The organism is Bacillus cereus group sp. BfR-BA-01523, assembly GCF_022662615.1.
Classification (GTDB): domain Bacteria; phylum Bacillota; class Bacilli; order Bacillales; family Bacillaceae_G; genus Bacillus_A; species Bacillus_A mycoides.
The window spans coordinates 325362-345835 of sequence record NZ_JAKUDX010000001.1 but is presented as its reverse complement, the minus strand read 5'-3'; the positions used below and the strand labels follow the sequence as shown (position 1 = coordinate 345835).

Here is a 20474-nt window from a genome sequence, read left to right as displayed (position 1 = left end):
ATATCATGTTACAAGCACTAATTTTCGATATGGATGGAACTTTATTTCAAACAGATAAAATTTTAGAATTATCGTTAGATGATACATTTGATCACTTAAGATCACTACAATTATGGGATATGGTAACACCAATTGATAAATATCGTGAAATTATGGGTGTACCTTTACCTAAAGTTTGGGAAGCTTTATTACCTAATCACTCTAATGAAGTAAGGGAACAAACAGATGCATATTTTTTAGAAAGACTAATTGAAAATATAAAGAGCGGAAATGGTGCTTTATATCCGAATGTAAAGGAAGTTTTTAGTTTTATAAAAGAAAATAACTGTTCCATTTACATTGCTAGTAATGGTTTAACGGAATATTTACAGGCAATCGTATCTTATTATGATTTAGACCAATGGATTACGGAAACATTCAGTATTGAACAAATACACTCGCTAAATAAAGGTGATTTAGTTAAAGGCATTTTGAAGAAGTATGATATACAAGAGGCAGCGGTAGTTGGGGATCGTTTATCGGATATTAATGCGGCAAAAGATAATGGTTTAATTGCGATTGGATGTAATTTTGATTTTGCACAAGAAGATGAGCTTGCTCATGCTGATTTAGTAATTGATGATTTAATGGAACTGAAGGGGATATTACCAGAATTGAAGAATACGTACATAACAAAATGAATAAGTTCACATTCAAATGAATGCTCAGGATAATATATTCTTGGGCATTTTTATTTTTCAAAAAGATACATTTGGATAGAGAAAGTGGGAGATTAAGCTGGAAGATATACAAATAAAACAAGTTGGAGATCTGCTAAAATATGAGGTCAATCACCTTGTCCAGGAAAGTAAAGAAGAAGGATTTAACTTCTTAATAAAACTAATAAATGAATATGAAAGTAAAAGAAATACATTTAGTAAAACAGGTGAATGTTTATATGGAATCTTTCGAGGGGATACGTTAATTGGAATCGGGGGATTAAATCAAGATCCGTATACGAAAGATAATAAGATTGGCCGATTGAGGAGATTTTATATTTCAAAGGATTATCGGCGCATCGGATTAGGGAAGTTGTTATTAAAGAAACTATTAAGACATGCGGAAAAGTATTTTCACGTTGTAGTTCTATATACGGATACAAAGCGAGGTGATGAGTTTTATAGCGCGAATGGATTTGTAAAAATCGGAAATTATAAAGGTTCAAGTCACCTAATAAGATTGTAGAAAGGTTCTATACTCAAGTATGGAACCTTTCTTATGCAATTACATCTTAATATTCATTTGTTTCAATAAACCCTTCGGATCACCTTTTACATAATAAAAATGCGGATTATTTTCATCATCGTAAAGCATAATGTAAGGTTTTTCGTTAAGTGGGAGAAGGATGAGTACTTCATCAATTGTTGTATGTAACCATTGATTTGTAATAGGAACAGGTTTCGATAATGGGATTTTTATCATATGTCCATCTTTCGGAACGACGTTTAAGTTTTTGAACGGGCCAGTAATGGATTTAGCATATTGAACAGCTTCTTTTTGAATAGCTGGATCTAAAGATTGTTTTTGAACGACCATTTCTTTTTTACAATCAAATACTTCAATTTGTTTATTTGTATTTGCGAACGCATTTGTTGATAATAAAAAGAAGAGAAGAGTAATGACTCCTATTTTTTTGAACATGAAACAACACCTCACACTTACTATACCCTCAAACGTTGTAAATATTTTTATGTCACATTGATGTAACAAAGAAGTTGTATGATAAAATTGATATTTGTTTATAAGTAATGGAGGAAATGTAATGAAAGTATTAATTGCGGATGATGAACAAGATATGCTGAAAATTTTAAAAGCGTATTTTGAAAAAGAAGGCTTCGAAGTTTTATTAGCAAAGGATGGAGAGGAAGCACTTCAAATATTTTATGATGAGAAAATTGACTTAGCTATTTTAGACTGGATGATGCCGAAAAGTAGTGGTATTACTGTCTGTCAGGAAATAAAAAAGAATTCGAGTGTAAAAGTATTAATGCTTACTGCGAAAAGTGAAAGTGAAGATGAATTAGCAGCTCTTCAAACCGGGGCAGATGAGTATGTGAAAAAACCATTTCACCCAGGAGTGCTAATTACGCGAGCGAAAAAGCTTGTACAGCATGAAGATGTTATTCAAGTTCAAGATTTAAAAATAGATTTCACCAAAAATAAAGTATATAAAAACGAGAAAGAATTAGACATTACAAAGACAGAATTACAATTAATAAAATGTTTTTTAAATCATAAAGGCACGATTTTAACGCGGAAAAAGTTGTTAGATATCGTTTGGGGATTTGATTATTTTGGGGAAGAGCGAACGGTTGATACGCATGTAAGAAGGTTGCGTAAAAAAATAGGAGAAAATATTATAAAGACACATCGCGGTTTAGGATACAGTTTGGAGGAAGAGTGTGAATAAACTCGGTAAAAAGTTATTTTTCAGCATCTCTTTAACAGTCATCCTTATTTTTTCCATCTCTTTATTATTAATTAACTATTTTTTACCAAAATATAATGTGCACAAAACACGCGAAAGCTTAGAAGGCATTACAGCGCAAATCCAGTCAATACCGCGTAAAGAACTAGATGATGCTATAAATCGTATTGAAAATGAAGGTAATGTTACGATTGCGTACACATCAATAAATAGTTCAGAAGATGCTATTAATGAAGAATTACGCATGCAACTTACAAAAAAGAGAGTTGCATTGAATAAACTTTGGATTACAAAAGAAGAAATTACGAAAGTGAAGAACCTCGGACAATCGAATAAAATATATGATCAAGAAAAGATAAAATCTAGTTTTTTTGCGAAATACATTGCGAAAGATGATATGTTGATTTTAGTAGGAGTTTCTATCGCACATTCAAATGAAGTAATTAAAACGCTTAACTCATTTTATTTATACATTTTGGGATTCTCACTATTTCTTATTATCGTGCTCGTCTGGATTTTTTCAAAAACAATCACTACACCACTGAATGAATTGAGTGATGTCGCAGAAGATATTTCACGTCTGAAATTTAAACGGACGAAAGTTAAAACGAATGATGAAATAGGTGATTTAGCAAATAGTATAAACATTATGAGTGATAAATTACATGAAGCACATCAAGATTTAACAGATCGAAATGACCACTTAAAACGATTTATGGGCGATGTAACTCATGAATTAAAAACACCAATCGCATTAGTAAAAGCATATTCTATGGGAATAAAAGACGGTTTAGATGATGGCACATATGTTGATACAATCATTAAACAAACAGATCAAATTTCAAATTTAATTGAAGAGTTATTGCGATTTTCTAAACTAGAAAGAGATATTTTACAAAAAGAAGAATTCCCTATTGAACCACTAGTACAAAGTATAATAGATAAGCATAAGATTGAACTGGAGTCGAAAGAAATCAAGTTGCAAGTGAACTATAGTGTTGGTGACACGATTGTTTATGCTGATTTAAATAAAATGAGAATGGTCTTTCAAAATTTAATTTCTAATGCGATAAAATATACAACGAATCAAAATATAAAAATCATATTAGAAGAGAAAAATAGCATTGTGTATTTTCAAATTCAAAATGGTATTGCTGCTGAGGGCAGTAAAGAGATAGAGAAAATCTGGGAGCCTTTTTACGTATTAGAGTCTTCACGTAGCAAAGAAAAATCAGGTACTGGATTAGGATTAGCGATTGTAAAAAGTATATTAGAAAGACATGGCTTTGAATACGGAGTTTCGGTAGAAGATGGAGAAATACAATTTTATATGTATATAGAAAGGAACTAATTGTTATTAGTTCCTTTTCTATTATCTTGAAAGATTCGAATGTTTTACAAATTTCTCAACTTTCTATGAAATATAAACTGAATTTTCTGTAATTTTATTGTATAGTAAAAGAAGGAATATATGGGGAGGGAAGGGCATGAGGAAAAAGAAATTAGCAATAACACTTTCAACTATATTATCTTTAACAATTACTTCAGGAGTTTCTAGTATGACTGCACATGCAGAAAATAAGGAAGGGAGCTCTGTAAAAGGGAGTGATATTAAGTTAAATGGTCAAGTCTCAGAAGCTTTAACTCCAAACACAAAAATTGAATTAGAAAATGGGATGACGAAGCCAATCTATTCACTTGATGAGGCCATCGTAGAAAATTTATTTGTAGAGACAGAAGTTGATAGTGATCGAGATGGTAAAAAAGATCGTGTATCAGTAAAGGTTATGCGTCCAAAGACGAATTCAGATGTGAAAGTCCCCGTTATTTATGAAATGAGTCCATATCGATCTGGATTAAAAGATGTTCCTGTTTATAATGTTGATGAAGAATTGAATGCATATGGAGGAAAACCGTATGGAGCGGTTAATCTTGGTTCATACGGAAATTATTACGTTCCAAGAGGATATGCAGTCATTTTAGGTGAAAGTATCGGAACTGGGAAATCAGATGGATGTCCGACCACTGGAGATGAGCAAGAAATATTAGGGACTAAGTCTGTCATTGATTGGGTAAATGGACGTGCGAAAGCATATACAGAGGATGGTAAGGAAGTAAACGCAAGTTGGTCTTCGGGAAATGTAGGAATGACAGGAGTTTCTTACAATGGTACGTTACCGAATGCTGTTGCGACGACAGGTGTTGAAGGGTTAAAAACAATTATTCCAATCGCAGCGATTAGTAGCTGGTATGATTATTATCGTGCAAATGGGGCGGTTATTGCGCCAGGTGGTTATCAAGGAGAAGATACAGATAATATGGCAGAAGCAGTACTAACAAGAAAGAACCCTGAAGTTTGCGGGCAAATTATTAAAGAACTAACAGCTGGACAAGATCGTAAAACAGGCGATTATAACGATTTTTGGGATAAACGTAACTATGTAAAAGATGTTAAGAATGTGAAGGCTAGTGTGTTTGTTGTTCACGGTTTAAATGATTGGAATGTAAAAACGAAGCAGTTCGCACAGTGGTGGGAAGCTCTTGGCAAAAATAATGTTCCTCGTAAAATGTGGTTACATCAAGGTGGACATGGCGGAACATCAAGTAATAACTGGCAACAAACCCAAAATAAATGGTTCGATTATTGGTTATATGGAATTGAAAATGGAATTATGGATGAACCGATGGTAGATGTACAACGTGAAAATAAATCGTGGCAAAAAATAAAAAATTGGCCAGATCCAGCAGCTGTACCATCAAAGGTCCGTATGTATTTAAGTAATAAAGCAGTCAATCTACCATTAAGTATGGGATCAGTAAACAATGTTTTCTCATTAGTAGATGATGCTAAAATAAAGTCAAATCAACTAGTAGAAAACCCTGAGTTAGAAATAGCGAATCGATTAGTATATACAATGCCTGTACTGCAAAAAGATATGCGAATAAGTGGTACACCTAAAATTTCAATAACAGGAAATATTGATCGATCTGTTTCAAATTTAACAGCTTTACTTGTTGATTATGGCGGAGCGAGGCCTGAAATTGTAACGAGAGGTTGGATGGATCCGCAAAACTTAAATAGTATAGAAAATTCAACAGCGATTCAACCTGGTAAAGATTACACATTTACATGGGACATGCAGCCAGATGATTATGTATTTAAAGCAGGGCATCAAATGGGGGTCGTTTTAATTGCAAGTGATTACGATTATACAATTAGACCGAAAGCAGGAACGAAGCTAACGGTGAAATTGAGTGAAGTGACATTGCCGATTGTGAAATAAATAGTTTTTGATAAAGAGCTTACTATAGTAAGCTCTTTAAATTTTGAAATAGAAATGCCTACAAACATAGGGAGTGTATTATGCATTTCTATTGATAGATATAATAATATTTACAACAAATAAAAAAATTGCATTAATGATTAAACGGCCACTAAAGGTAAAAGCGGCAAAACCTCCAGCTAATCCATCTCCTACTTTTTCTCCAATTACGTGCATAGTGGCAAAGAAAAAAATGGGGGAAGAAAGAATGAAAATACCACTGGCTATTTTCCATATTCGTTTATACTGCTTTGCTATAAAGAAAATTAGAACATTAATAGCGATAAGAAGAAAAAGAAATCCAATTAATGAATTCATCATATCCTCCTTTCAGTATAAGTCTGAATTTTGGTTTCTATATGTTCATTTTGAAGGAAATATTATACAATATGATTATATTCTATAGAAAGCGAGTGATATATTATGACAGTCAGCTCTTTCGAATTCTCATTAAAATTTGAGGTACGGAAAGATTAAGTAAATTAGAATCTTCCGTACACATAAAACGGAGGAGAAAATAAATGTTTAGTTATTATAGTACACTTTGTACGGAATTATATGATTTCACAAAACCTGTCGGTTACTCCTTGAATGGTGATATTGAATATTATCAAGATCGTTTAAAAAGTTGTAAAGGGAGAATTCTCGAAGCAGCAGTAGGATCGGGACGTGTCATTATTCCATTTCTTGAAGCTGGCTTTAAAGTTGATGGGATAGATTATTCGCCTGAAATGCTAGACTCTTGCCGTATGCGGTGTAAAGAGAGAGGCTTGCATCCTAATTTATATGAAGGAAGCTTACAACAATTTTCACTGCCACATAAATATGAAGCGATAATAATTCCTACTGGATCCTTTTGTTTAATTGAAAATCGTGATGATTCTATAAATGCTCTGAAATGTTTTTATCGACATCTTAATCTAGGCGGGCGTTTAATTGTAGATCTTGCGCTTCCATATGACTGGAAGACGGGTGAGATTCATACATCGACTTTTTCTCTGCCAAGCGGGGACGGAATTACATTAGAAAATAAATCAATTGAAATAGATTGGCTTAACCAAGTAACTGTATCATATTTAAAATATGAAAAAGGGAGTAAAGGACAGTTAGTACAAACTGAACTACAACGTTTTGCAATGCGGTGGTATGGAATAGAAGAGTTTAAGCTCCTTTTAGAAAGTATAGGTTTCACTGACATTACTTGCTCTGCTGACTATGTTTATGAAAAGCAACCGTCAAATGCAGAACAAATTATTACTTTTGAAGCTGTACGAAAGTAATAATATAGGAACTATTCATGAAAATAAGGCAATCGACACAACATCGACTGCCTTATTTTCAATTTTAGGATATGTTTTATTTCATTGTTTATAGAGAAAAATCGGAGGCAAACAAATGAAATTCATCTTAATATTTGGCCCGCAAGCAGTCGGGAAAATGACGGTCGGGCATGAGTTAGAAAAAATAACTGATTTAAAGCTATTTCATAATCATATGACGATTGATTTTGTTAGCTCGTTTTTTGATTACAGTACAAAGCGGAAGCACAACGGTTAGTAAGTTTGTTTCGTAATGAACTGTTTGAAGAAGTGTCTAAAAGTGATTTATACGGAATGATTTTTACATATGTATGGGCATTTGACCTTCAATCGGATTGGGAGTACATAAACCATGTAGTAAGTATTTTTGAATCAAAAGGCGCAACAGTATATTTTGTAGAGCTCGAGGCAGAATTAGATGAAAGATTAGAGCGAAATAAAAGTCCACATAGACTAGAGCATAAACCGAAAAAAAGAGACATTGAATGGTCTGAAAAAAATTTAAAAGAAACGATGAAAAAACATAGATTAAATTCATTTCATGATGAAATTGAAAAAAAAGAGTACATAAAAATTAATAATACTCATTTGAATGCTAAAGAAGTAGCTGTAATGATTAAGGGGAAATTCCGATTGTAAAATACTTAAATGCTGTTACGTTTTCATTGTCCAAGCATTCTCCTACTAACTACATATACTATTTATGTTAAAGTCAGTCACTATTTTAAATGGGCTGTTATTTTACTATAAATGACACTTTAGAGAAGTGGGAGGAATAAACTTGGAAAACGAAGAACAAGGAAGAATTGAAAATCAAGTGTATTCAAATCGAGTAGTGAGATCAGAATTTGATGAGAATTGGGAAACTTGTATTTCAAAAAGTGGTTATGTAATCTATGTAGCTACAAGTGATCATGCTGAAGTAATAGTTTTACTTTCAGATGGTTCAAGTAAATTATTAATCTTCGAAAAAGGTGGTAAAGTAGTAGTAGGTGGCGGTGGAACGAGTCATTACAGCAAACCGCATATTGCAAGAAACATTTAATGTGAAAATGATAATCGAGAAGAGGCTGGTAACCTTATAGTCTTTAATTTTTATATGGAGATACGTATAATAAAGTGAGTTTTTGTTTTAGGTTCTGGCGTTTTTTCTAACAAAAATAAGATGAAAAAGATCTTTAACGTATAAAGGTCTTTTTTGTTTTATTCACAAATCAAATTAATGGAGGTGAGCTAATAATGAAAATATTTGAGTAACCTATGTTTTTTCGGGTGTTCTCCTATTCGGCCTTACATATATAACTTCCGCAATTTACGCGGGTGCATTAGAAATTTGGGATAGAGGAAGCGGGAAATTCTTTACTGCATTTTATGAAATCCAGGGTACAATTTTATCGGTAATTTCAATTTGTTTTATTATAGCAGGGATATACTGTATACATGAAAGGCTGATTGCTTTTATGTGTTGAAGGAGTCTTTTAGAAGAATTGTAGTTTTTAGATTGATAGTTGAAACTGTAACAGCTTATGTATAATTAATATCATTTTGTCAAATGAATGTCACATAAAAGTCTTATAGTGTATATAGAAAGTGAAACATATACAAAGCAGGAGATGAAATGATGAAAAAGGCACTACAATATATATTCATATTATTTACGTTAGTTACTTTAAGTTATGTAATGTATATTAACTATGAAAAGCAGAAAGAGATTAAAAATAATAAGCAAGTAATTAGTGAAGTTGCAAAGAGGTATGATATTCCAGATTGGATACCATTATCAATTGCGGATCATGAAACAAAATTTAACCGAAAAGCAATAGGAGATAACGGAACATCTTTTGGATTATTCCAATTACATCGTGGTGGATTAGCACCAGTACAATTATCGGAAGAGAGTTTAGTGGATTCGCGTATAAATACAACGATAGCAATTTCAAGTATGGTCAAATCGTATGAACGTGGTGTGAAAAAAGGATTGCAGGATTGGGAGTTGCTTAAATATGTTGCTAATACATCAGGGTGGCCAGGAAACTTAGGGGGAGAATGGACAGATAATAATACGAAATATAATAAAGGGCTAGAACAATCATATCAATTATATAAAAAAGAGAAGTAGATATAAAAAGGCATTTTCAATTTGGGGAAATGTCTTTTTTATGTTATAGTATAAAAGTGTTTGGGTGTTATGTTATTTCGATATATCTTCAAATTTGTTATGTAGTATTTTTATATTAAATAACTACTAAAATCATTTTTTTATATAAGGAGTAAGAAGTAGGGATATGAAAAATATAGATTTTATACTAGAAAGTGATGAAACATTAAAACCGTCAGAACGATTAGTACTATTATTATTAGAGAAGCATAGAATGTTATATACGAACGATCTATTAGCTCTTTCAAATTTATCATATAAAACATTAACAGATTCACTAACAGCACTCGTTTTAAAGTCTTATGTTTTAAAGGATACAGGTAAGGGAAGAAGGCAGAATTGTTATAGATTAGTATGATAAGAGTACTGCTATAGATTCTTGCTATATACGTATTTTTCAAATGTAAGGATAAATTCCATTTTTATTTTCAAATGATAAAAAACTATTGATTTAAGTAAATAGCCGGTTTTGATATGTAAAGAGTTCATGGCTGCTAAATATATAATTTCATTTCATTTTTAATAATGTTTATTAGTTGTAAGTGAAAATGATATTTTTTTAAACAATTATAAAAATGAAACTCAAAAACAATCTACTCATTAGAGTCGGTTGTTTTTTATTAGGATAACGAATTATAAAAATAATATTATTATGTAAACTTAATTATTTAGAAAGGAACATGTGATTATTAATGGAATTTATTAAGGGGTACTTAATATTTCTATACATGGAGGTTCATTATGGAACAAATCATATCAATATCACAAGCAGTCATAAGCGGGGAAAAAGAAAAGGTAGTAGAAATCATTAATACGGATCCAAGTTTTGTTAACTCATTTAGTGAAGATGGATGGACACCGCTTCACTTAGCTGCTTATTTTGGACAGAAAGAAATTGCAAGTTTCCTTTTAGAACAGGGAGCAGAAATACATATTAGAGCAAAAAACGAAAATGAAAATACACCTCTTCAAGCAGCAATTGCGAATAAGCAAAGCGAGCTTGTAGCTTTCTTAATTGAAAAGGGATCAGATGTGAATGCTGTGCAAAGTGGTGGCTGGACAGGACTTCATGAAGCGGCGTTATTAGGAAATGAAGAAATCATTATATTACTTCTTGAAAATGGTGCTAATAAAATGATTAAGAAAAATGATGGGAAAACCGCATATGATATTGCTTTAGAAAAAGAGCATGAATCCCTATTACATCATTTGCAAGAGGAAGTGAGCTTATGATTAGCCACTGGAATGTAGGGGTTTTTCTTTTTAATGAAGTGGAAGTGTTAGATTTTGCGGGTCCATTTGAAGTTTTTTCCGTTACAGCAACAAGTGAAGGTCAACCATTTACAGTTCATACTGTTAGTCAAGATGGAGAAATGATTACAGCGAGAAATGGATTAAAGGTACAACCGGACTATAGTATCGAAAACTTGCCTCCAGTTGATATTTTAATTATTCCTGGTGGGTTAGGTGTTAGAGAAAACGAAATGAAAAATGAAATAATAACAAATTGGATCCGCGAGCAAATGAAAGAAGTAAAGTTAATGACTTCTGTTTGTACCGGTGCGCTTTTACTTGCGAAAGCTGGATTACTCGATGGCTTCAAAGCGACAACACATTGGGCAAGTATTGAAAGTTTTAGAAATGATTTTCCGAATGTGGAAGTATTAGAGAATGTAAAGTTTGTAGATGAGGGGCATATTATTACGTCTGGAGGAATTTCAGCTGGAATTAATATGTCATTTCACATTGTGAGAAATTTGTTGGGTGCTGAGGTTGCTGAAGAAACAGCGAAGAGAATGGAATATGATATAGATTTAAAATATTAAAAATAAAACAAGACGAGCAGTTGGATATTGCCAGCTGCTCGTCTTGTTTTATATTGACTGAATATGCGCTAATTCCTCATCTGTAAGAATCGGACGGATAGACGAGTCTGCATTTTCTTTCGCTTGTTTTTCTGTTTTTGCGCCAGGAATTGCGACCGATACCGCTGGATGAGTGAGGACATAACGAAGTGCAAGTTGCCCTAAGGTTTGATTTTCATTTGAGAGTAATCGTAGTTTCTCTACTTTTTGTAAATCTTCTTGAAACCACTTTTCTTTTGGCCATTCTTTGCGTAAATCTCCGTCAAGAAAAGTTGTTTTATTTGTAAACTTTCCGGTTAATATCCCCATTTTTAAAGGGCCGCGTATAACAGCTCCTAAATTGTTCTCCTGTAGGTAGGGCAGTATGTCGTTTTCTGGTTTTCGGTTTAATATGTTGTAATCAAGTTGCACAACATCAATTTCATCGTTTTTATTGAAGTGTTTTATATATTGTATGTCGTGAGTTGAAACACCAACAGCTCTTACTTTTCCGTCCCGTTTTAATATTTCAAATGCTCGTAAAAATGCTTCTGTTTCTTCTTGTTTATCCCACCAAATGTGACAGAAATAAACATCAATATAATCTGTTTCTAGGCGCAGTAAGCTAGTTTCAAATACTGCGATCACTTTTTCTGCAGTATTATAAACAGGCTCTCCACTTGGATCATAGTGATGCCCAATTAAACCGCCTTTCGTTGATAAAACGATATTATTACGGTGCTCTCTTATCGCTTGAGTTACTAACCTTTCACTATGTCCTAATCCGTATACATCAGCAGTATCAATAAAGTTTACGCCACATTCAATTGCTTTCTTCATAGCGGTTATAGATTGTTTGTCGTTAACAGGACCCCATTCATCGCCGCCAATCGCCCACGCTCCAAAGCCAATTTCAGAAACAGTAATTCCAGTTTTACCTAATGTACGGTAGTGCATCATTTTTCCTCCTTGTAAGCATGTTATAACATCGGTATGCAAAACTAGAATTTATATGTGTAAAAATGTTTTCTACAATTGGGGAAAAAGAATAACATAAACTACTATTTTATAGCAGCATAAATAAAAATTCTCATTCTAAATACAGAGATGTCGTCGAACGCTATCTCTAATTGGTTAATTTGTGAGATTTTTTTGTGAAGGAGGTTATTTTATAAGAATAGAATTTAAGTTAGTAAGAGATCGTGCCTATGGTAGTGAGAAAATATGGGTTAGGGGGATTTGAAAATGAGGAAACTCAAAAGAGTCAATGTTCCTAATATACCAGAGCAACTATCACAGCCTAACGACAAGCGAACTATAAATAAGAAGAAGTTAAGGCGTTTTATTTTCATGTTCATTTTTATTGCTGCGACTACTTTGTACGTTCAATATATTTTAACGAAACAACAAGAAGTAATTAATGGCAAAAAAAATACTATAACAAATCAAAAGAAACAATTAGTTTCTTTAAAGAAAGATCAAGGTTCTTTAAAGACTAACATTGAGAATTTAACCGATAATGAAGAAGAGATTTTAAAGTTTGCTAGAAAAGAGTATCAATTTTCTAAGTCAAACGAAACAATATTCGTATTGCCAAAGTGAAGTGGTGGAACAGTTAGCGATAGCTAACTGTTTTTTGATGTATGAGGGAAAAAGTTGTTTGTAGTGTGAATGTCATGGTACAAGGAGCAATGACATATTGTAAAAATGAGAAGTTTGAGCCAATTTTAATTGTTTCAAGAGATTTTCATAATTATGGAATATATGTCAAAATAAATATTGTTAAAATTCTGTCAATTGTATATAATACAAGGTAAGCGGATACATTTTTTAATCAACGTTGAGTTAACAGCTTATACGTCTGTTAAGAAAACCGTTATCCTCGTATAAGAAAGGAAGATAGCTGTGTACGCTTCAAATACAATTTACGTCGTAGGGGATGCGAAAGCACCTCAAAATAATCCCATTACCGAAAAGTTCAAAAGTTATTTTGTAGCATTTGTACTTGAGAAGGATACAGGGGAAATTGTAGATGCAGATTGCTCAGCCACAATTGCATTAACATCTCAATTTGTTAAATATTTGTTTCTACATAAAAATATTAATGACCCAGCATTAGTAACAGAAATAAAAAATCGGTACTTCGGTTCGTCTCAAAAGGCGCTACTTGTAGCGCTAAAGGATGCACAGAAAAAATATAATCAGATCGCTGCTTTGTCTACCCATTCATAGACAAAATCCAGCCGTAAGAATCTTCTTATGGCTGGATTTTTTTGTTTCGCATTAACGGAAAAGCCACCCGGATATTAAAGTATCACTCTATAAACAATGAAAGGATGAACAAAATGAAAATTACCGATGTGAAGGTAAACCGCCGACATGTAAAGCTTCATACACCGTTTAAAACTGCGCTTCGCACTGTAACGGAAATCGAAAGTATAGATGTGTTTATTCATACAGATGAAGGGATTGTTGGAAAAGGAGCTGCTGCAGCAACACCGGTTATTACAGGGGATTTTGCCAACGGGATTGAGGAAGCAATATTAGGGCCAATTCGCTCCGTATTAGTTGATAAAGATGTGCTGCAATTTCAAACGTTATTGTTACACATTCAAATGAGCTGTATAGGAAATACAAGTGCGAAAGCGGCGGTAGATATGGCTTTATACGATGTATATTGTCGATTTCACAACATACCGTTATATGCATTGTTAGGTGGGAAGAAAGAGATTCATACTGATATTACAGTAAGTGTGGATGAGCCTTTATTAATGGCAAAAGAAGCGAAAAAGCATATCGAAAAGGGATTCCAAACATTAAAAATTAAGGTGGGTAAAGAGGCACATTTAGATTTAGAACGCATAGAGGCAATTCGAAATGTAGTACCAAAGAATACGACGTTACGTTTAGATGCAAATCAAGGATGGAAACCGAAAGAAGCGGTTTCTATTATTAGAGAAATGGAGAATAGAAATTTAAATATAGAATTTGTAGAACAACCAGTTCATGCGAAAGATTGGGAAGGATTAAAGTACGTGAAGGACAATGTACAAACGCCTATTATGGCAGATGAAAGTATGTTTTCGGCAAGCGATGCATTAAAGATTGTCCAAGGAGGATATGCAGACCTACTTAATATTAAATTAATGAAATGCGGCGGCATACGAGAAGCATGGAAAATTGCAGATATTGCGGAAGCAGCAGGTGTGAAATGTATGGTTGGAAGTATGATGGAACCTTCACTTTCAGTTAGCGCTGTTGCCCATTTAGCTGCGGCACATCCGAATATTCATTACTTTGATCTTGATGCACCGTTATGGTTAGTAGAAGAGCCAGAAGGGATGACTTACACTGGTCCAAAGGTAAACCTGCATTCTATAGTGAATATACAATCTCAGAAGTAGTACCTAGTAAACTATCTTTTAAGGGGGATATATATGAAAAAAGTAGGAACTGCATTTTTGACAACCTTATTTATATTTTCATCGTTTACTTCGGTGAATGCTGAAGAGAAGAAGGATAATAAAGCATTTATAGATGTATCTGCTGCAACGTTATGGACTGCGCCTGACTCATTACGACCAATTGATGCACCGAGCGCAACAAATCCAGTTGATTTATGGAAGTGGACGAAATCAATGACGCTAGATGAGAAGCTTTGGTTAACGAGTGCAAATAAATTAGAAACGCAAGCGCTACTCGGTCAAGAAGTAACAGTAATTGATAAAAAAGGTGATTGGGTAAAAGTACTAGTGCACGGACAGCCAACGCCGCGAAATGAAGAAGGGTATCCAGGGTGGATGCCTGAAAAACAATTAACGTATAATCAAGAATTTGTAGATAGAACAAACGAACCTTTCGTATTAATAACGAAACCGACAGCAATTGTATATATTAACCCTTCTGAAAAACATAAATCGCTTGAGGTCAGCTATAATACGCGATTACCGCTACTAAGTGAAGATACGATTTCATACCGCGTATTATTGCCAAATGGTCAGAAGGCGTGGCTACGGAAAAATGATGGAACTGTTTACCATTCTCAAAATGATATTCCGACTCCAACCGCTGATGACTTAATAAACACCGGAAAAATGTTTTTAGGATTACCGTATATATGGGCTGGTACAAGTGGTTTTGGATTTGATTGCTCTGGATTTACACATACGATTTATAAATCACATGGCATTACAATACCGAGGGATTCTGGGCCACAATCAAAAGCAGGAATTGCGGTTGATAAAGAAAACCTACAAAAGGGCGATTTAATATTCTTTGCACATAATCAAGGAAAAGGTAGTGTTCATCACGTTGCCATGTATATTGGTGATGGAAATATGATTCACTCACCAAGAGCTGAAAGATCGGTAGAAATTATACCGCTAAATACACCAGGATATATAGAAGAATACGCTGGTGCTCGTCGTTACTTACCTTAAAAAAGATAGGGGGGCTTTATATGAAGAAGGTTGTTCGCTACTCATTAGTTAGTACTCTACTTGTATCTTCATTTTTAGTAGGCTGTGCTAAAGAAAAAACAGCTACAAAGCCGAAAGATGAGAAGAAAGTATTGCAACTATTAGAAACGGGTGAAATTCCGTCACTAAATTCCGGAAAAGTAACAGACGCCGTATCGTTTAATGTTTTAAACAATGTAATGGAAGGGTTATTCCGTTTATCGAAAAATGATGAAGTGATTGAGGCTGGAGCACAAAAATATGAAGTGAGTAAAGACGGAAAGACTTATACATTCCACTTGCGTGATGCGAAATGGTCTAACGGCGATTCAGTAACAGCTCATGATTACGTATATGCTTGGAAGCAACTTATAAATCCAGATACAGCCTCTCAATATGCATATATCGCGTACGATGTGAAAAATGCGGAGAAGATAAATAAGAAACAATTAGGCTTAGAAGAATTAGGTGTGAAAGCAAAAGATGATAAAACGTTCGTTGTAGAGCTGGAACATCCTGTACCGTATTTTACGAAACTACTCATTTTACCATCTTTCTATCCAATTAATGAAAAATATGCGAAGGAGCAAGGTGATAAATACGGGTTAGAGGCAAATAAAGCGATATATAATGGGCCATTTACATTATCAGAGTGGAAGCACGAAGCGAGCTTTACAATGAAGAAAAACGATAAATATTGGGATAAAAAAGAAGTGAAATTAGATGAAGTAAACTACCAAATTGTTAAAGAAATTTCAACTTCGGTAAATTTATATGAAACAGATAAGGTAGATAGAGCTGTCATTTCAACAGAATTCGTAGATAAATATAAAAACAATAAAGAGCTAAAACAATATACAGATCCGGTTATGTACTTCTTCCGTTTTAATGAAAATGTACCAATTCTTAAAAATAAAAATGCAAGGCTTGCGCTAAGTACAGTGTTTGATAAGAAAGGGCTTGCGACTTCATTTTTAAATGATGGATCAGTTGCTGCGAATTATTACGTACCAAAAGGATTTTTAAAAGGACCAGATAAGAAAGATTTTAGAAGTACGGCAGGTGAGTTTAATAAGACTGATGTAAAACAAGCGAAAGAATATTGGGAGAAGGCGAAGCAAGAGACAGGCACAAATGAAGTGACGTTAGAACTATTAAACTATGACTTAGAGAACTTTAAAAAGGTAGGCGAATATATTAAAGAACAGCTTGAGAAAAACTTACCGGGGCTAAAAGTAAATGTGAAATTACAACCACATACGCAAAAACTAGCGTTAGAGAAGAAAAAAGAATACGAAATGTCGTTATCACGTTGGTTACCTGATTATCCAGATCCAATGACATACTTAGAAGTTTTCCTTTCGGGAAGTACCGTAAATAATACAGGATATGCAAATCCAGAATATGATGCGTTAATTAAGAAGATTAAAACAGAATTAGGTAATGATGAAAAAGCTCGTTGGAAAGCACTGCAAGATGCGGAAAAAGTGCTCCTTGATGATGCGGTAATTGCACCAGTATTCCAGCGCGGTCTTTCTTACTTACAAAAACCATATGTGAAAGAATTATATGTACATCAATTCGGTCCAGCTACAAGTTTAAAATGGGCAGATGTACAAAAATAAAGTGATGGAGAAACAGACTTCACGTATGTGATAGTCTGTTTTTTCTTATAGCTTCAAATGAATTATAGACATTTTATAAGTTTTTTCATCGCTTAAAAATAAAATTATTACATAAATTCCAGTGTGAAATTTATGTAGAATCTTGTATAATTAACATGTTTCTTTGGAAGCATTTTCTTGCGCTATTTGTATAGGACTTAATAGAGCAAGGGAGGAAATACATACATGTATATAATAGATAAATAGAATGGAACATGTATAGAAAAAAGGAGAAAAATGATGACGTGTCATAAACAAGGGTTACAATTTATTCGTAATAGAAAGAGGAATAAACGATGAAGATGAAGCATGCTTTCGGACCAATTATTTTAGCCTGTGTACTCTTTTTCATTGTATTGCTTATTCCATCTAAGAGTTTAGTATCACTAATAAGCGATAAAAAGATAGAAGATGCAGCAACGTCCTTACAAAAAGAGAAATTACAAAGTGTTTTCTTGCAACAGAAAATGTTAGAGAATTCGCAGTATTTACCGATGTATGGTTCATCAGAGTTTTTACGAATGGATGAATATCATCCATCTAACTATTTTAAAGTAAATCCAGCAGATTTTACTCCATTTCTAATAGGGACTGGTGGTACGCAAAGCTTGGCTCATATATTAAATATGACGTCTACAATGGATGAATTAGAAGATAAAAAGGTGGTCTTTGTTCTTTCACCACAATGGTTTACAAAAACCGGTGTATCACAAGGGGATTTTACAAATAATTTCTCCAAACAACAAGCCTATCACTTTATTTTTAATGACGAAATAAAGCCTGAAATGAAGAAAAAAATCGCGAAACGTTTACTAGATTATAAAGTTGTTCGTAAGGATGCGATATTAAATAGTTCGCTAGAAAGTATTGTATATAACGATACAAAACATAACATAAAAGCCGGACTAGCTAAACCGCTAGCGTATATGTACCGGAACATTTTAGATCATCGAGATTTATTTAACTCTCTATTTAAGATCGAACCGATGAAAGAGGAAACAAATATGGGATTACGTTCGCTTTCTTGGGAAGATGCACGTAAACATGCGGAACAAGAAGGTAAAGTAGGATCCACAACAAATACATTCGGAATTGAAAATCCATATTATTATAAACATAATTTAAAGAAAAAATTAAAAGGTTTAAAAAACTTTAGAGCAAATGAATCGTATGATGATTCACCAGAATATGATGACTTACAAATTGTTTTAGATCTTTTCAAAGAAAAAAATGTAAAACCACTCTTTATTTCTGTGCCTGTAAACGGACCGTGGTATGATTACGCTGGTTTCCCGAAAGAACGTCGTGATGTGTATTACAATAAGGTTCGCGATCAAGTCGAGAAAGCAGGATACCCAGTAGTCGATTTTTCTAGCCATGAATATGATAAGTATTTCTTAAAAGATACAATTCATTTAGGCTGGAAAGGATGGATCTATTTCGATGAAGCAGTGCAGAGGTTTTACTCTGAAAAATAATATGTAAACAATAGAAACAGGAATGGCAATAAAGCCGTTCCTGTTTTTTAGTATAGAGGATTTTGTTGTGGGCAATTTGGAAAGGCGTGTATATCTTGAATTTGTCTAAAGTCATAATGTTTCATGGCGAACTGGGCTTGGTAAAGGTATTCGTAAACAAATAATTGATTATTTTGAACGCCGCATAAAACGCCGGAAGTTCCTTGCCCATTAATGAGAGAAACACCAACAGGGCGTCCGATTAAGTATGGTATTTTTTGATGCCAGTGCATAGGGGAATCACTCCTTTTTGAGTTACTATACGTATTTTATGGTGGAATTGTTGCTTATCCATGTAAATCTTAGACTGGAGGGGTTTTTATGTAATGTCTAGAAGTTATATATGAATCGATTATTAGTGTGAAAAAGGAAGGAATGAATTATGGAGAAAGAAAGTATTCTAGAAAAAAAGTTAAGTCTAATAGATTGGTGCCAAACGTTGAAGTATGTAACTAAAATGATGTATGGTTAAACCTTTTAGAAAAGGTTCATGGGGAACCGCGGATGTGATTTCACATTTAATCGTTTGGGATGAGTTTTTAATGAAGTTTAGAATTCCATACTTTATAAGCGGACAATCTGTACCAAATGTTCCAACAGGTGTTGAGGAAATGAATGAGGGTGCAATAAAATATGCGAGATCCGGTATTTCAAAAGAAGAACTATTAGATCAATTCAGCTTTACTCGTAAACAATTAGTAGACCAAATTGAGCGAATTCCTGCTCGGAATTTTAATAATGACTATCAATTTGGCACAAAAAAATTGAGGTTAAATAATTATTTTTCATCACTTATCGAGCATGACTTAAAGCATAAAAAAGAAATAATACAATTTCTAATACATGATCAAGCCGATAATAAAAATCGCTATAATTCTTAATGAATTTATAGCGGTTTTTTATTATAATCTTAAGCAAGGTTTTTACGTTTTTTTGTCCACTTTTTTATTACGAAATATAAAAGTATAAGTACAACGCCACCGATAGCGAACGATTTCACATACGGTCCAGCAATATCGTTAATATTCTCCCAATTTTCACCTAGTTTCTCACCTAAATAAATGAAAATGATAGACCAAGGGATGATCGCAAGTGCTGTTAATGTAGTGAAACGTAGTAATGGCATTTTTGTAATACCAGCAGGAATTGATATCGCATGACGAACGATAGGAATGAAACGTGCAGTGAAAATTACGCCAGTTCCGTAACGATTAAACCAATCTTCAGCAGCATCCATTTGTTTTTTATGTATGAAAATATACTTACCGTAACGTTCTAATACAGGGCGACCACCATATCGACCAATCCAGTAAACAAAGATTTGGGCAATAACACCACCAATTGTACCGAATATAACTGCGCCTACAAATGAGATACTACCATTGAATACTAAGTATCCCGCATAAGCAAGGACAATCTCACTTGGAATAATTTCAATCATAAGTCCAAGCATTATGCCCCAATAACCTAATCCCTCAAAAAATGTTAATACTGAATGAATAAAACTACTTAACATTGTTGCACCTTCTAATTTATGAATTTTGAATATAAGCCCCTTTATTTAATAACATAAAAGGTTCACTATATGTAGATTATACCTTATTCATATAGGGGATTGCCATTTCAATTCTTTTATGTCTCTCATAAGTATTATAGTAAAGGATATAAGCCATGTTTTCATGAAGAGATAATGAAAAGATTATTAAAAATTTCTCATATTTAAAG

Annotated in this window: 22 protein-coding genes and 4 pseudogenes; 21 read left to right on the top strand and 5 right to left on the bottom strand. The window is 33.5% G+C overall.

Annotated features, from left to right (window positions below; translation table 11 throughout):
• Positions 1 to 5: 5 nt before the first annotated feature.
• Both MR066_RS01755 and MR066_RS01750 read left to right on the top strand, forming a co-directional pair.
• A complete protein-coding gene (locus MR066_RS01755) occupies positions 6 to 680 on the top strand; it encodes an HAD family hydrolase (protein ID WP_242245740.1) in 675 nt (224 codons plus the stop codon).
• 130 nt (positions 681 to 810) lie between these two features.
• Positions 811 to 1224, top strand: a complete 414-nt coding sequence (locus MR066_RS01750; protein WP_080449979.1) for a GNAT family N-acetyltransferase — start codon at positions 811 to 813, stop codon at positions 1222 to 1224.
• Positions 1225 to 1263: 39 nt separating this feature from the next.
• Here the strand turns inward: MR066_RS01750 and MR066_RS01745 are convergent, their stop codons facing one another.
• Positions 1264 to 1680 carry a hypothetical protein gene (locus MR066_RS01745; RefSeq protein WP_215586433.1) on the bottom strand — a complete coding sequence of 139 codons (417 nt, stop codon included), beginning with the start codon at positions 1678 to 1680 and terminating at the stop codon, positions 1264 to 1266.
• A gap of 121 nt (positions 1681 to 1801) precedes the next feature.
• Here MR066_RS01745 and MR066_RS01740 point away from each other — a divergent pair, with 121 nt between their 5' ends.
• The 3 genes from MR066_RS01740 to MR066_RS01730 all read left to right on the top strand — a co-directional run bounded on the left by MR066_RS01740 (position 1802) and on the right by MR066_RS01730 (position 5751).
• Positions 1802 to 2449: a response regulator transcription factor gene (locus tag MR066_RS01740; RefSeq protein ID WP_002189890.1), complete on the top strand. Its 648-nt coding sequence runs from the start codon at positions 1802 to 1804 to the stop codon at positions 2447 to 2449.
• Positions 2442 to 3818, top strand: a complete 1377-nt coding sequence (locus tag MR066_RS01735; protein ID WP_242245739.1) for a sensor histidine kinase — start codon at positions 2442 to 2444, stop codon at positions 3816 to 3818. The genes MR066_RS01740 and MR066_RS01735 overlap by 8 nt, the downstream gene beginning before the upstream one ends.
• A gap of 136 nt (positions 3819 to 3954) precedes the next feature.
• Positions 3955 to 5751: a Xaa-Pro dipeptidyl-peptidase gene (locus MR066_RS01730; RefSeq protein WP_061690268.1), complete on the top strand. Its 1797-nt coding sequence runs from the start codon at positions 3955 to 3957 to the stop codon at positions 5749 to 5751.
• Positions 5752 to 5829: 78 nt separating this feature from the next.
• Here the strand turns inward: MR066_RS01730 and MR066_RS01725 are convergent, their stop codons facing one another.
• Positions 5830 to 6108 (bottom strand): hypothetical protein, encoded by a 279-nt coding sequence (locus MR066_RS01725; RefSeq protein WP_242245738.1) that lies wholly within the window; start codon positions 6106 to 6108, stop codon positions 5830 to 5832.
• A gap of 203 nt (positions 6109 to 6311) precedes the next feature.
• On the opposite strand from MR066_RS01725, the gene MR066_RS01720 reads away from it, so the two are divergent.
• The 8 genes and pseudogenes from MR066_RS01720 (at position 6312) to MR066_RS01690 (ending at position 11093) form a co-directional block, all read left to right on the top strand.
• Positions 6312 to 7070 carry a class I SAM-dependent methyltransferase gene (locus tag MR066_RS01720; protein ID WP_242245737.1) on the top strand — a complete coding sequence of 253 codons (759 nt, stop codon included), beginning with the start codon at positions 6312 to 6314 and terminating at the stop codon, positions 7068 to 7070.
• Between the two features lie 115 nt (positions 7071 to 7185).
• Positions 7186 to 7748 (top strand): annotated as a pseudogene (locus tag MR066_RS01715) (AAA family ATPase).
• A 142-nt stretch (positions 7749 to 7890) separates the two neighbouring features.
• Positions 7891 to 8154, top strand: a complete 264-nt coding sequence (locus MR066_RS01710; protein ID WP_002142115.1) for a hypothetical protein — start codon at positions 7891 to 7893, stop codon at positions 8152 to 8154.
• Between the two features lie 208 nt (positions 8155 to 8362).
• Positions 8363 to 8578: pseudogene (locus MR066_RS27270) on the top strand (hypothetical protein); the annotation flags it as partial.
• Between the two features lie 149 nt (positions 8579 to 8727).
• Positions 8728 to 9228, top strand: coding sequence for a transglycosylase SLT domain-containing protein (locus MR066_RS01705; protein ID WP_242245736.1), 501 nt, complete (start codon positions 8728 to 8730; stop codon positions 9226 to 9228).
• A gap of 166 nt (positions 9229 to 9394) precedes the next feature.
• On the top strand, positions 9395 to 9625 hold the full coding sequence (locus MR066_RS01700; protein ID WP_000789035.1) for a hypothetical protein: 231 nt from the start codon (positions 9395 to 9397) through the stop codon (positions 9623 to 9625).
• Positions 9626 to 10008: 383 nt separating this feature from the next.
• Positions 10009 to 10500 (top strand): ankyrin repeat domain-containing protein, encoded by a 492-nt coding sequence (locus tag MR066_RS01695; protein ID WP_113937482.1) that lies wholly within the window; start codon positions 10009 to 10011, stop codon positions 10498 to 10500.
• On the top strand, positions 10497 to 11093 hold the full coding sequence (locus MR066_RS01690; RefSeq protein ID WP_242245735.1) for a DJ-1/PfpI family protein: 597 nt from the start codon (positions 10497 to 10499) through the stop codon (positions 11091 to 11093). Before MR066_RS01695 ends, MR066_RS01690 begins: the two co-directional genes overlap by 4 nt.
• Before the next feature lie 48 nt (positions 11094 to 11141).
• On the opposite strand, the gene MR066_RS01685 is transcribed toward MR066_RS01690, so the two are convergent.
• Positions 11142 to 12068: an aldo/keto reductase gene (locus MR066_RS01685; RefSeq protein ID WP_033715770.1), complete on the bottom strand. Its 927-nt coding sequence runs from the start codon at positions 12066 to 12068 to the stop codon at positions 11142 to 11144.
• A 288-nt stretch (positions 12069 to 12356) separates the two neighbouring features.
• Here MR066_RS01685 and MR066_RS01680 point away from each other — a divergent pair, with 288 nt between their 5' ends.
• From MR066_RS01680 to dltD, 7 genes and pseudogenes are all read left to right on the top strand, one after another.
• The gene (locus MR066_RS01680; protein ID WP_002085024.1) at positions 12357 to 12713 is read left to right on the top strand and encodes an FtsB family cell division protein; all 357 of its coding nucleotides are present in this window, start codon (positions 12357 to 12359) and stop codon (positions 12711 to 12713) included.
• Positions 12652 to 12928: pseudogene (locus tag MR066_RS27365) on the top strand (hypothetical protein). Before MR066_RS01680 ends, MR066_RS27365 begins: the two are co-directional and overlap by 62 nt.
• A gap of 88 nt (positions 12929 to 13016) precedes the next feature.
• The gene (locus MR066_RS01675) at positions 13017 to 13343 is read left to right on the top strand and encodes a DUF3870 domain-containing protein (protein ID WP_002012954.1); all 327 of its coding nucleotides are present in this window, start codon (positions 13017 to 13019) and stop codon (positions 13341 to 13343) included.
• 104 nt (positions 13344 to 13447) lie between these two features.
• Complete coding sequence (locus tag MR066_RS01670) at positions 13448 to 14515, top strand: dipeptide epimerase (RefSeq protein WP_242245734.1); 1068 nt, start codon at positions 13448 to 13450, stop codon at positions 14513 to 14515.
• A gap of 33 nt (positions 14516 to 14548) precedes the next feature.
• A complete protein-coding gene (locus tag MR066_RS01665) occupies positions 14549 to 15550 on the top strand; it encodes a C40 family peptidase (RefSeq protein ID WP_242245733.1) in 1002 nt (333 codons plus the stop codon).
• A 20-nt stretch (positions 15551 to 15570) separates the two neighbouring features.
• Positions 15571 to 17193, top strand: a complete 1623-nt coding sequence (locus tag MR066_RS01660) for a peptide ABC transporter substrate-binding protein (RefSeq protein ID WP_242245732.1) — start codon at positions 15571 to 15573, stop codon at positions 17191 to 17193.
• Between the two features lie 335 nt (positions 17194 to 17528).
• Positions 17529 to 18710, top strand: coding sequence for a D-alanyl-lipoteichoic acid biosynthesis protein DltD (gene dltD / locus MR066_RS01655; protein ID WP_242245731.1), 1182 nt, complete (start codon positions 17529 to 17531; stop codon positions 18708 to 18710).
• Between the two features lie 47 nt (positions 18711 to 18757).
• Here dltD and MR066_RS01650 read toward each other — a convergent pair whose 3' ends face one another.
• Positions 18758 to 18982: a hypothetical protein gene (locus MR066_RS01650; RefSeq protein WP_113710027.1), complete on the bottom strand. Its 225-nt coding sequence runs from the start codon at positions 18980 to 18982 to the stop codon at positions 18758 to 18760.
• 149 nt (positions 18983 to 19131) lie between these two features.
• Here MR066_RS01650 and MR066_RS01645 point away from each other — a divergent pair.
• Positions 19132 to 19630, top strand: a pseudogene (locus MR066_RS01645) (DinB family protein).
• A 29-nt stretch (positions 19631 to 19659) separates the two neighbouring features.
• On the opposite strand, the gene uptA reads toward MR066_RS01645, so the two are convergent.
• Positions 19660 to 20265 (bottom strand): undecaprenyl phosphate transporter UptA, encoded by a 606-nt coding sequence (uptA, locus tag MR066_RS01640; protein ID WP_002032601.1) that lies wholly within the window; start codon positions 20263 to 20265, stop codon positions 19660 to 19662.
• Positions 20266 to 20474 lie beyond the last annotated feature (209 nt).

What these genes read in the sequence shown, in the direction of transcription:
- MR066_RS01745 (WP_215586433.1), bottom strand. Translation starts at nt 1,680, where the DNA reads ATGTTCAAAAAAATAGGAGTCATTACTCTTCTCTTCTTTTTATTATCA.
- MR066_RS01705 (WP_242245736.1), top strand. Translation starts at nt 8,728, where the DNA reads ATGATGAAAAAGGCACTACAATATATATTCATATTATTTACGTTAGTT.
- MR066_RS01660 (WP_242245732.1), top strand. Translation starts at nt 15,571, where the DNA reads ATGAAGAAGGTTGTTCGCTACTCATTAGTTAGTACTCTACTTGTATCT.
- MR066_RS01725 (WP_242245738.1), bottom strand. Translation starts at nt 6,108, where the DNA reads ATGAATTCATTAATTGGATTTCTTTTTCTTCTTATCGCTATTAATGTT.
- MR066_RS01690 (WP_242245735.1), top strand. Translation starts at nt 10,497, where the DNA reads ATGATTAGCCACTGGAATGTAGGGGTTTTTCTTTTTAATGAAGTGGAA.
- dltD (WP_242245731.1), top strand. Translation starts at nt 17,529, where the DNA reads ATGAAGATGAAGCATGCTTTCGGACCAATTATTTTAGCCTGTGTACTC.
- uptA (WP_002032601.1), bottom strand. Translation starts at nt 20,265, where the DNA reads ATGTTAAGTAGTTTTATTCATTCAGTATTAACATTTTTTGAGGGATTA.
- MR066_RS01665 (WP_242245733.1), top strand. Translation starts at nt 14,549, where the DNA reads ATGAAAAAAGTAGGAACTGCATTTTTGACAACCTTATTTATATTTTCA.
- MR066_RS01680 (WP_002085024.1), top strand. Translation starts at nt 12,357, where the DNA reads ATGAGGAAACTCAAAAGAGTCAATGTTCCTAATATACCAGAGCAACTA.
- MR066_RS01755 (WP_242245740.1), top strand. Translation starts at nt 6, where the DNA reads ATGTTACAAGCACTAATTTTCGATATGGATGGAACTTTATTTCAAACA.
- MR066_RS01670 (WP_242245734.1), top strand. Translation starts at nt 13,448, where the DNA reads ATGAACAAAATGAAAATTACCGATGTGAAGGTAAACCGCCGACATGTA.
- MR066_RS01650 (WP_113710027.1), bottom strand. Translation starts at nt 18,982, where the DNA reads ATGCACTGGCATCAAAAAATACCATACTTAATCGGACGCCCTGTTGGT.
- MR066_RS01695 (WP_113937482.1), top strand. Translation starts at nt 10,009, where the DNA reads ATGGAACAAATCATATCAATATCACAAGCAGTCATAAGCGGGGAAAAA.
- MR066_RS01730 (WP_061690268.1), top strand. Translation starts at nt 3,955, where the DNA reads ATGAGGAAAAAGAAATTAGCAATAACACTTTCAACTATATTATCTTTA.
- MR066_RS01700 (WP_000789035.1), top strand. Translation starts at nt 9,395, where the DNA reads ATGAAAAATATAGATTTTATACTAGAAAGTGATGAAACATTAAAACCG.
- MR066_RS01740 (WP_002189890.1), top strand. Translation starts at nt 1,802, where the DNA reads ATGAAAGTATTAATTGCGGATGATGAACAAGATATGCTGAAAATTTTA.
- MR066_RS01720 (WP_242245737.1), top strand. Translation starts at nt 6,312, where the DNA reads ATGTTTAGTTATTATAGTACACTTTGTACGGAATTATATGATTTCACA.
- MR066_RS01685 (WP_033715770.1), bottom strand. Translation starts at nt 12,068, where the DNA reads ATGCACTACCGTACATTAGGTAAAACTGGAATTACTGTTTCTGAAATT.